Genomic DNA, 12,096 nt, shown 5'->3' with positions numbered 1-12,096 from the left:
GAAAATGAAGGTACCTTCTAGTCAAAAATGAAAAAAAATAGAAAAATTAATTTTCATCTCGTTATTGGGCACTACTTTTTTATTGTGCTATATTTATAGGGTTGATTTTTAGCTTGTTGTCGATTTTTTTTGAAGGGGGAGTTTATTTTGAAGCCTGTGATGTTTATTGATATACTTCTTGTTTTAGAAAAAAAGTATAAAATGGAAGAGATGGTTTGTCGCGGCGCGTAGTTGTCTAATGGCCTTATTAATGTGTTTCTCCACCGTTGATTCGCTGATAGCTAGCTTATGGGCAATTTCTTTGTTGGTCAAATAATATTCCCTACTTAATTTGAACACGAGCTTACATTTTTCAGGGAGATTATCTACTTCTTTGGCAACAATGTCGATAATGTATCGATAATATAGCCGGTCTTCAATGCCAATTGTTTCGTCTTCAAATTCTAGCTCTTCGAGATCCTGTGAAATATTCATCTTCATCTCTTTGCGATATTGTGCAAGTATAAGGTATCGGCATGAAGAGAATAGGTAAGCTGGTAAAGATTCAATCTGATCAATCCGGTTACGATTTTTCCAGACTGAAATAAAGAGATCATGTAATATATCTTCTGCGATTTCTGGGCTAGATATCTTTTTGGCAATAAAGGCAATTAAGTCACCTGAAAATAAATCATATAACATAGCAAAAGCCTTTTGATCCCCTTCCTGAATGCGAGGTAAAAGTTCTTCGTAATGGTATGATTTGGTGTTTTTCATAAGGAGTTCAATGCTGGTAAATTTAAGAAAAAAATAGTAGCTTGATTACAAGCTACTGAAAAGTCGAGTTTTTTAATTACTTTTTTTATTATCAATCGATTGCGATGGTAAAATTTTTTATGCTTTCTTATGATATAAAGTATTGTTTATATATTTTTCAACCATACTTAAAGTACTTTTTCGGTATACTTTAAGTATGGTTAAGTATAAAGTTGAAGATACTTAAACTGACCTTAGGCATCATTATGCAAAGAAGGGAGAGACTTAATAAAAATAGAATGGGCGGCTTTTCCACTATGATTTCGCTGGTTGTTTTAGCATACAGTAATCATAAACATGTTCAGATAATTTTATGCATACGATTGTTTAAGAATTCATTGATCTTGATAGGAAGTTACTTTTCATTTTATTTTCTAATTTCACTTAATTTTATGAAATGCTCTTATGGCCAAATCTATTAAAGAAATTGCACAGGAACTGAATGTCTCCAAATCTACTGTTTCATTGGTGATCAATCATAAAGCCGAACAGGCGCGTATCAGTAAGGACCTTGAGAAGCGCGTGCTGGATTATGTAGCAAAAGTAGGCTATAAGCCCAATTCTTTAGCGAAGAGCTTGGCTACGGGGCGTTCGAATACAATTGGGTTGATTGTCGAAAATATTGGAGATTCCTTTTTTGGCCCTTTTGCGCTGTATGTAGAGGAGCTGCTGCGCAAGAAAAATTACCATGTATTATACAGTAGTACTTTGGGAGATCCTCAAAATGCACGAGATATCATTGATTTCATGCTTGAAAAGAAGGTAGAGGGCATAATTCTAGCACCTACGGTAAACTTGGAGAAACATCAACGAAAAATCTTGGAATATAAAGTGCCCTTAGTTGTTTTCGATCGAAATTCACCTGATATAGCGGCACATTATGTTCATATTGACAACGGAGTCAGCAGCCGGAAGGCCTGTTCATATTTGCAGTCTATTGGATGTAAAAATTTTGGATTGATTACAATCGATTCGGATCAGCCCCAGATGCTCGCCCGTAAAGATGCTTATCTAGAGTTTTGTGAGGAAACAGGTATGCAAGCGAGGATACTGCAATTACCATATCGTCGTTTACGACAAAAGGGTATAGCTGCTGTGCAGAGCTGGGTATCTAAAAATGCGGATTTAGATGGTTTATTTTTTACGACCAATTACCTCTGCATCCTCGGTTTGAAATCGCTTCGGACTGAAGGAGGGGAACAATTTAGTTTTCCGTTGTTTTCTTTTGACGATCATGAATTGTTCGATATATTAAATCCTAAGATCTCCTGCATCCAACAACCATTGGAGCCATTGGCAAAAACCTGTGTGAAGGTATTGTTGAGGGAAATAGATCGTGGGATTACCAGTCCGAAGGAATATGTGATTTCGACAAATTTGATCAAAAGATAGTATCAATACCTGAAGCGGGGTAAATCCGAAATTTGTCTTAAAGAAAATAAAGCCTTATTGTAAAAATCATAAGACCTAATATGCGAAAGCTCCGAGTTTTTTTGATTTAATATTCTTTTTTATATCTTTACTAATACGTTTTAGTAGAAATATTTATATATATCCTAAATAATGAAGAAATCATTAAGTGTTTTTCTAGGGTCATTACTGTCCTTGGGTTTGTTTTGCGCAAAACCGGTTTTGGCTCAGAAGTTTAGAGGACAGCAAATGGAAGCTGTCGATCTGGTGAATCCTTTAATGGGTACAGAATCCAAATTTGAGCTATCCAACGGGAATACTTATCCTTCCATAGCAAGACCATGGGGGATGAATATGTGGACTCCACAGACCGGAAAAAATGGCGATGGATGGCAGTATCAATATACAGCTGATAAGATCCGTGGACTGAAACAAACACATCAGCCTTCTCCCTGGATGAATGACTATGGTGTTTTCTCTATTATGCCTGTTACCGGAAAACCAGTGTTTGATCAGGATGAGCGTGCAAGCTGGTTTTCACATAAAGCTGAAGTTGTAAAACCATATTATTATTCTGTGTATTTAGCTGATCACGATGTGACAGCGGAGATGACACCGACTGAACGCGCGGCGATGTTTCGGATCTCTTTCAATAAGACGGATGATGCTTATATCGTTTTGGACGCTTATGAAAAAGGGTCGGAAGTTCAGATCATCCCCGAAAAAAATATGATCATTGGCTACTCGTCGAAATATGCACGCGGCCCATTGCCTGAAAATTTCAAGAACTATTTTGTCCTTGTTTTCGATCAACCTTTTGCTAGTGTTGCTACCTGGGAGGGAAAAGAAAAGAAAGATGGCCAGCTGAAAATCAAAGGTGATCATACAGGCGCCATTGTTGGTTTCAAAGTTAAGGATAAATCAAAACCTGTTCAGGTAAAGGTTGCGTCCTCTTTTATCAGTGCTGATCAAGCTTTGTTAAACTTAAATGAGCTCGGCAATAAGTCATTCGACCAAGTTAAAGAAGATGGACGCCAGATATGGAATACGACCTTAGGTAAAATTAAGGTTGAAGGTGATGATATTGATCAATTGCGCACATTTTATTCTACAATGTACCGTACATTATTTTTCCCGAATAAACTATATGAAATCGATGCACAAGGAAAGGCGGTCCATTACAGCCCATATAATGGTAAAACGCTACCAGGGTATTTGTTTGGTGGTACAGGTTTCTGGGATACCTTTAGAGCCTTGTATCCTTTCTTAAACTTTATGTATCCTTCTATCAATAAAGAAATGCAGGAGGGATTGCTTAATGCTTATCTGGAGGGTGGGTTTCTGCCTGAATGGAGTAGCCCTGGATATGCGGATATCATGGTTGGTAACAACTCTGCTTCGGTAGTTTCAGATGCCTATATGAAGGGCTTGCGTGGTTATGATATCAACAAACTATATGAGGCCTTGCAACATGGTGCAAATAATGAGGGGCCAATGACCGCTGTTGGACGAAAAGGTGTTGAATATTACAATAGCTTAGGCTATGTTCCCTATGATGTTAAAATCAATGAAAATGCTGCCCGGACATTAGAATATGCTTATGATGACTTTACAATATACCAATTGGCAAAAGCATTGAACCGTCCTAAGACTGAGATTGATCTCTATGCTAAACGTGCTCAAAATTATAAGAACTTATTTGACCCTTCCACCAATCTAATGCGTGGTAAAAATAAAGATGGCAAATTCCAAGCTCCTTTCAATCCATTGAAATGGGGGGATGCATTCACTGAAGGTAATAGTTGGCATTACTCCTGGAGTGTCTTCCATGATGTGCAGGGACTGATCGATTTAATGGGGGGAGAGAAAACTTTTGTCAATATGCTGGATTCTGTATTTGTTCAGGCTCCAAATTATGATGATAGCTACTATGGTGGTATTATCCATGAAATTCGGGAGATGCAGGTTGCTAATATGGGGCAATATGCGCATGGTAACCAGCCGATTCAGCATATGCCATATCTGTATAATTATGCAGGCCAACCATGGAAAACGCAATATTGGGTGCGTCAGGTTATGGACAGAATGTATAAGCCAACTCCTGACGGTTATTGTGGCGACGAAGATAATGGTCAAACATCGGCCTGGTATGTATTTTCTGCTTTAGGTTTCTATCCGGTTTGTCCAGCGACAGACGAATATGTGCTTGGGGCTCCGTTATTTAAAAAAGCTACATTAACTTTCGAAAATGGTAAGACATTGACAATAAATGCACCTAAGAATTCGAATGAAAATGTTTATGTCAATGCGCTGCAGTTGAATGGAACAAATTATGGTAAAAACTGGTTAAGTCATAAGGCACTCCATGAAGGTGGGAATCTTAATTTTGATATGACAGCTAAACCAAACTATAATAGGGGGACAACCTTGAGTGCAGCTCCATATTCGATGACAAGTGAATTGAAGGATGGGCTGAGTTCAAAAAAAACAAAAAAGAAGAAATAAGAAAATAACAATAACCTAATTATGAACTTTAAATATTTGAAAAGAACGCTTGCTGTTGTCGCTTTAATGTATTCTTGCTCGCTTTCCGCACAGGATAATTGGCAGCATACAGAGAATGACCGAAAGGTAGCTGTAGATGTCGACAGTATCACCAAAGGTGGATATACCTTAATCTGGATCAATAAAGACAAGGATTTTAGTCCTACACTAAAGAAGAGATTGGTGGCGGCTTATTTTACTAATTATCCCAAACTGGCAAAAAAATATAATAGCAAGACTATCAAAAAAGTGTCTTTTGTTATTGATCCAGATTATAAGGGCGTGGCCGCAACAGCCGGAGGTATTGTACGATATAGCCCGGAGTGGTTTGCCAAAAATCCAGGTGATATCGATGTTGTTACCCATGAAGTGATGCACATTGTTCAGGCTTATCCTGATGGGGCCGGACCTTGGTGGGTAACCGAAGGGATCGCAGATTTTGTTCGTTTTGACAACGGATTAGATAATGCTGGAGCAAATTGGAAGTTACCTGAGTATACAGAGAAACAAAAGTATACGGATTCTTACCGTACTACGGCACGATTCCTCTACTGGATTAACAAAAATGTGAAAAAGGATTTTGTTAAAAAATTGGATGGAGCAATGCGGAGTAAAACGTATACAGATGATTTCTGGAAAGCGCAGACCGGAAAGACGATTGACGAGTTGTGGAGTGCTTATAGTCAAAATCCAAAGATCTAATCCTTAAGCAATGAACATAAGAAGTTTAGTTTGTTTCGGTTTGCTATGTGCCCCTTATTTATTAAGAGCGCAGGAAACCAAATTGATTCAGTATGTTAAACCACTGATCGGAACCGCTCGAATGGGACATACTTTCCCTGGGGCGACCGTCCCTTTCGGTGCGGTGCAGCTAAGTCCAGATACGGATACTTTATCCTATGCTGTAAATGGACAGTACAATGGTGATGTGTATAAATACTGTGCTGGCTACCAATATGGTGACCCAACGATTGTTGGCTTTAGCCATACACACTTTAGTGGTACTGGCCACTCTGATCTTGGAGATATATTAGTCATGCCAACCCAGGGGAAGGTGCAGCTCAATCCAGGAACTGCAGATAAATCTCAGGAGGGGTATAGATCTCCTTATTCGCATGCAAATGAACGTGCCGAGCCCAACTACTACAGTGTTTTGCTTGATAAACATCAGATTAAAGCAGAATTAACAACAACAACACGCGTAGGGATCCATCGTTATACCTTTCCGAAATCAGATGCTTCACATCTTGTGGTGGATTTAACTGCTGGAATTTATAATTATGATGGTAAAAATGTTTGGACAGTTGTCAAGGTATTGAATGACTCGACCTTGGTAGGGTATCGCCAGACGAATGGATGGTCCCGGACACGTACCGTGTATTTTGCGATAAAAACGTCCAAACCTTTCAAAAACTATGGCGCTAAATATGAAGATGGGAAATCAGTGTATAACGGTTTTTGGCGTAAGTTTGATCAACAGCATAATTTCCCCGATCTAGCCGCTCACAACATCAAGCTACATTTGGATTTCGACACGAAAGCCAACGAATCTATTCTGATGAAAGTTGCGCTGAGCCCAGTAAGTATGAAGAATGCGCTCAACAACATGGAAGTTGAAGCTCCGAACTGGAATTTTGATGGGTATGTGCATGCAGGACAAACGGCATGGGAAAAGGAACTTCAGAAAATTGAAGTGGATATGTTGAACAAGGAGGATCTAGTCAATTTCTATACTGCCATGTATCATGCCAGTCTGATGCCAACCATTTATATGGATCAAAATGGTGAATATAAAGGATTGGATCAGGAGATTAATCAGGCGAAGGGTTTTACGAATTATACCTCGTTTTCACTTTGGGATACGTTTAGGGCATTCCATCCGCTTCTGAATCTGATTAACCCTTCGCGCAATGCAGATATCGTAGCGTCGATGATGGCGCATTACGATCAGAGCGTATTGAAAATGTTGCCGATTTGGTCACATTATGCCAACGACAATTGGTGTATGAGTGGTTATCACTCCGTATCAGTCATTGTTGATGCCATATTGAAAGGCGTGTATAAAGGTGATCCCGAAGCAGCATTACGAGCTTGTGTACAAACTGCAAATACACGTAATTATGAGGGAATAGGAGCCTATATAGATAAAGGGTATGTTCCGGATGATGTGTCTGGTACTTCGGTTTCCAATACACTGGAATATGCTTACGATGATTGGTGTATTGCTCAATTGGCAAAGAAGCTGGGTAAAGAAGATATCTATCGTGAATTTTCGAAACGTGCTGAGAGTTGGAAATCGCTATATGATCCAGCGATTGGCTTTATGCGACCAAAGAATTCTCAAGGGAAGTTTAAGGAAAAATTTGATGTATTAGATACCCATGGACAAGGCTTTATCGAAGGGAATTCCTGGAATTATAGCTTGTATGTCCCACATCAACCCCGCGAGATGATGGAGCTTATGGGTGGTCAAAAGAAACTGGAGACCTATTTGGATTCTTTATTTACTATGGAACTACCCGATAAATATTTTGAGCATACCGAGGATATCACCCGGGATGGAATTATTGGGAATTATGTACATGGAAACGAACCATCGCATCATGTTGCCTATTTGTATAACATGACCCAGAGCCCTTGGAAAGCGCAGGCACGTTTACGTCAGATTATTCGAAATCAATATCATAATGGACATGCTGGGTTGGGTGGAAATGATGACTGTGGACAGATGTCCGCCTGGTATCTGTTTACAGCGCTTGGATTTTATCCTGTAGCACCGGGTGAAGATACCTATTGGATTGGAAGCCCATTGGTGAAATCTGCAAAGATCAATCTAGAAAACGGAAAGAGTATTGCGATTACTGTGCGTAACCAATCGGAGAAGAATGTATATGTTAAATCGGTGACTTTGAATGGTAAACTCTTGGATAATTTGAAACTATCGTATAGTAGCCTAACGAATGGTGGTGAACTGATCTATAACATGAGTAGTAAACCGAGTAAATAAAATATTTGACTATACGAATGATAAAATTCAAACAGAAGCCAAACGATATCAGATAGAACGGGTAAAATCTCATTTGGTCATGTTTTAAAAGATACAATCCCCTATTCAGGCAACCACTTGAATAGGGGATTTTTTGTAACCATCTTGTGAAAATAGGCTTGTTATCCTCTATATTTAAATTTCTTATATTATATTTACTAATACGTTTTAGCTTTTTGATGAATTTTAGGACGGCTTCAACCAAAACAAGAATTATGTTTAACATTAAAAAAATAACAGGCGGTGTCCTTTTTCTTTTTGCGTCTCATGTAAGTTTAGCGCAACAATCTTCTCCGGTAGACTATGTAAACCCTTTGATTGGTACAGAATCTAAATACGAGCTGTCTAATGGGAATACCTATCCTGCCATCGCGCGTCCTTGGGGAATGAACTTCTGGACACCGCAGACGGGTAATATGGGCGATGGTTGGGTATATACTTATACTGCGGATAAGATCAAGGGATTTAAGCAAACGCATCAACCTAGTCCCTGGAATAATGATTATGGACAATTCTCGTTGATGCCGATGACGGGTAAACCACAGTTTGATCAGGAAAAACGGGCGAGTTGGTTCTCGCATAAAGCCGAGGTTGTGAAACCCTATTATTATAGTGTTTACCTGGCAGATCATGATGTCACTACTGAGCTTACACCTTCCCAAAGGGCTGCGGTATTTCAATTTACTTTTCCCAAAACAGAACAGGCTTATGTGATTATTGATGCCTTTGATAAGGGATCGTATATCAAGGTTATTCCCCAAGAAAATAAAATTATAGGTTATTCGACCAAAAATAGTGGTGGTGTTCCAGATAATTTTAAGAATTATTTTGTCATAACTTTTGATCGGCCTTTTTCGTATAAAGCTGGTGTAAGGAATGGCAAAATCAAGGATAATGAATTGGAAATTCAGGATGATCATGCTGGAGCGATCATTGGCTTCCCTTCTTTACAAAGAGGAGAGAAAGTGATGGCAAAGGTTGCTTCTTCCTTTATTAGTTTTGAACAGGCGGAGCTTAATCTCAATGAAGTGAACTCTAAAACATTTGAGCAGGTCGCAGATGAAGGCAAACAACAATGGAATGAGGTATTGGGGCGTGTTCGGGTGGAGGATAAAAACGTGGATCGTTTGCGTACGTTTTATTCCTGTCTCTATCGTTCAACATTATTTCCACGAGATTTCTCCGAGATTGATGGTTCAGGAAGACGAATTCATTATAGCCCTTATAACGGCCAGATTCTACCTGGTGAAATGTTCACAGATACAGGCTTTTGGGACACATTCAGAAGTTTATTTCCGCTTTTGAACTTGCTCTATCCATCTATGAATGATCGTATGCAGGAGGGCTTAGTGAATGCCTACAAGGAAAGTGGATACTTGCCAGAATGGGCATCACCGGGGCATCGTGCGTCTATGATCGGTAATAATTCTGCATCGGTAGTAGCGGATGCTTTGGTGACTAATCGAACAGGTTATGATAAAGAAATTCTTTGGGAGGCCCTGAAACATGGCGCACACAATGCGTATCCAAAACATTCTTCTACTGGGCGTTTTGGCCATGAGTACTATAATAAACTAGGCTATATTCCAGCAGATGTAAAGGTTGACCAGAACGTAGCCCGCTCCTTGGAATATGCTTATAACGATTGGTGTATTTATGAATTTGGAAAGACCTTAGGTAAACCAAAATCTGAAACAGCTATTTATGCACAACGGGCGATGAATTACAAAAATCTTTTTGACCCAACGACAAAGTTGATGCGTGGTAAAAAAGCTGATGGTTCTTTTGTTGCAAATTTTGATCCAAGTGCTTGGTCTCGTGAATATACTGAGGGTAATGCATGGCATTGGAGTTTTTGTGTATTCCATGATCCACAGGGACTAATAGACTTGATGGGCGGAAATAAATCTTTCGTTTCCATGTTGGATACAGTTTTTGTTATCCCGAGTTATGAAGGTATGAAAAGTCGTAGCATGATCCACGAGATGCGTGAAATGCAGGTCATGAATATGGGGCAATATGCGCATGGTAATCAACCGATCCAACATATGCCTTACCTCTATAACTATGCCGCAGAACCATGGAAGGCACAATATTGGGTCCGTAAGATCATGGATAAACTGTACCTTCCGACACCAGATGGCTACTGTGGTGATGAGGATAATGGACAGACTTCTGCTTGGTATGTTTTTTCATCATTGGGATTTTATCCTGTTTCACCCGGATCTGGAGAATATGTTATTGGTTCACCTCAGTTTGATAGCGTGACCTTAAAACTCGAAAATGGGAAAAAGGTCCATATTCATGCGAAGCAAGAGCGGGGCGATCAGGTTTATGTGAACCAGCTCTCCTGGAATGGAAAAGCTTATGAGAAAAACTATATCCGCTATTCGGATCTCCTAAAAGGAGCAGATCTGGAATTTAAAATGAGTACAGAACCGAATAAAAATAGAGGAACTAAGAAAGACGATGCTCCATATTCTTTCAGTAACGAAAAGTTTTAGTACGAAAGATCAGGAAATAAATAAAATAGTATAAAAAAATCACAGGTACAATTCACTTAAAAAAGTGAGACAAAAAAACCATGATGACCAATCTATTTGCTGTCATGGTTTTTTTACACGAATAAAATAATCTTGGCTATTTAAAGTCATACCTTTGTGGTTCGAAAATTCGATATGTTAGGTAAATTATTTCATCTTTTAACACTCTTTGCGTATCTCAATCTCTTGACGTATGAGTCATTCTCATCGACGACGGGGCAAGTGCTGCATGCGGGAGAAACGATGGTGGAGTATTTTTTGGATGATGTATTGGATCTAGAACCTATTCATTCTTCACAAGAAGAGAAAGTCCTACTGCAGGACGACTATCGTATATTTTCTGTCAATAGTCAGGTACTATCCATTTTCATATTTGTTTTTGGGATTGTATTTACTGCATTATGCTTTTCTAAGGATAAAATACATCCATTTTATCGGTCAAAAACTATTTGTCGACCAGGATATTATCAATTTTTATATAGATTCCGGCCTTTCTAAGGATTCTCCTATACTTTTCTATTGGAGTCTATAAAATAATAGTGTTTTTTATTTTTCTGGTGTCCAGGGGCAGTAGCTCTGGTGTTTTCCTACACAATATTATTGTAGCTCCCATCTAGTTTTACATTTTATTTTTTATCGTTTTTATGAAGAAATTATTTGCACTGTGCCTATTATTGGGTACGGTAGGGATGCTGGCTTCTTGCAGCTCTTCCAATGCTAATGCCGAGCAAAAAGAAGAAATTAAGAATATACCAATTACACCGCTTGTTGTAATGGATACGACTGTCTATCAGGAGTATATTGCAGATATTCAGGCCTTGAAAAATGTTGAGATTCGATCCAAATTAAATGGATTTCTAGATAAAATCTATGTGGACGAGGGTGCTTGGGTAAAGAAAGGCCAGATTTTATTCCGATATAATAACGAAGAGTATCGCTCGGAGGTTGCCAAAGCAAAAGCGCAATATGATAATTCCATTGCTGAAGCTCAAAAAATCAAGCTTGAGATGGAAAGAACCCAAAAGTTGGTGGATAAAAATATTGTGAGTCCTTCGGAATATAATCTATTAAAAATTCAGTTGAAGGCCGCTAATTCTAAAATTGAAGAAGCCCGTGCTTTAGTTAATCAAGCCCAAACGAGATTGGATTATACGGTGATCCAGGCACCATTTGATGGTCGGATAGATCGGATCTTATTGAAGGAAGGTTCGCTACTGACAGAGGGAAGCCTCATCACCACGATTTCTGATCTAAGCCAGGTCAATGTTTATTTTGATATTTCAGAACGGGAATACCTGACGATGATGCAAGATAAAATGAATGGGAAGGAAACCCGTAAAACGGTGAAATTAATTTTGGCGAATGGGGTCTTATACCCACATGAAGGGGTAGCACATATTGTCGAAAGTGAATTTGAGGCAAATACGGGGTCTATCGCACTTCGTGTACAATTTCCAAATAAGGAACATATCCTGAAACACGGTGCTACTGGTAAGATTGCTGTCCCGATGGAAACTGGAGAACATGCATTTGTACATCAGAAATCAGTATTTGAGATACAGGACAAAACTTATGTTTATACCATGCAGGCTGATAGTACAGTCAAGATGACACCTTTTATTGCGGGGCCTCGTGTAGGCCATTATTACATTGTTGAAGGTGGGCTCGATCCAAATGTTAAAGTGGTTTATGAAGGTGTGCAAAATTTGCGTAATGGAATGAAAATTAATCCAAAATTGAGGAGGCTGTAGCGGAGGA

Annotated in this window: 8 protein-coding genes; 7 read left to right on the top strand and 1 reads right to left on the bottom strand. The window is 39.0% G+C overall.

Going from position 1 to position 12,096, the window contains the following annotated elements; translation table 11 throughout:
- Nucleotides 1-183: 183 nt before the first annotated feature.
- On the bottom strand, nt 184-756 hold the full coding sequence (locus AC07UV_RS06300) for an RNA polymerase sigma factor (RefSeq protein ID WP_495183060.1): 573 nt from the start codon (nt 754-756) through the stop codon (nt 184-186).
- Nucleotides 757-1,200: 444 nt separating this feature from the next.
- Between AC07UV_RS06300 and AC07UV_RS06295 the strand changes: the two genes are divergently transcribed.
- The 7 genes from AC07UV_RS06295 (at nt 1,201) to AC07UV_RS06265 (ending at nt 12,089) form a co-directional block, all read left to right on the top strand.
- The gene (locus AC07UV_RS06295) at nt 1,201-2,187 is read left to right on the top strand and encodes a LacI family DNA-binding transcriptional regulator (RefSeq protein ID WP_495183059.1); all 987 of its coding nucleotides are present in this window, start codon (nt 1,201-1,203) and stop codon (nt 2,185-2,187) included.
- A 171-nt stretch (nt 2,188-2,358) separates the two neighbouring features.
- Entirely contained in the window at nt 2,359-4,710 is a 2,352-nt protein-coding gene (locus tag AC07UV_RS06290) for a GH92 family glycosyl hydrolase (RefSeq protein WP_495183058.1), read from the top strand.
- Between the two features lie 21 nt (nt 4,711-4,731).
- On the top strand, nt 4,732-5,451 hold the full coding sequence (locus tag AC07UV_RS06285; protein WP_495183057.1) for a basic secretory protein-like protein: 720 nt from the start codon (nt 4,732-4,734) through the stop codon (nt 5,449-5,451).
- Nucleotides 5,452-5,461: 10 nt separating this feature from the next.
- A complete protein-coding gene (locus tag AC07UV_RS06280) occupies nt 5,462-7,756 on the top strand; it encodes a GH92 family glycosyl hydrolase (protein WP_495183056.1) in 2,295 nt (764 codons plus the stop codon).
- Between the two features lie 254 nt (nt 7,757-8,010).
- On the top strand, nt 8,011-10,299 hold the full coding sequence (locus AC07UV_RS06275; protein WP_495183055.1) for a GH92 family glycosyl hydrolase: 2,289 nt from the start codon (nt 8,011-8,013) through the stop codon (nt 10,297-10,299).
- 174 nt (nt 10,300-10,473) lie between these two features.
- On the top strand, nt 10,474-10,836 hold the full coding sequence (locus AC07UV_RS06270) for a hypothetical protein (RefSeq protein ID WP_259186610.1): 363 nt from the start codon (nt 10,474-10,476) through the stop codon (nt 10,834-10,836).
- 146 nt (nt 10,837-10,982) lie between these two features.
- Nucleotides 10,983-12,089, top strand: a complete 1,107-nt coding sequence (locus tag AC07UV_RS06265) for an efflux RND transporter periplasmic adaptor subunit (protein ID WP_282250949.1) — start codon at nt 10,983-10,985, stop codon at nt 12,087-12,089.
- Nucleotides 12,090-12,096 lie beyond the last annotated feature (7 nt).

It is taken from the genome of Sphingobacterium sp. GW821-FHT03E03 (assembly GCF_059420745.1).
The sequence above is the reverse complement of the archived record's forward strand: the minus strand, read 5'-3'. Positions and strand labels throughout refer to the sequence as shown.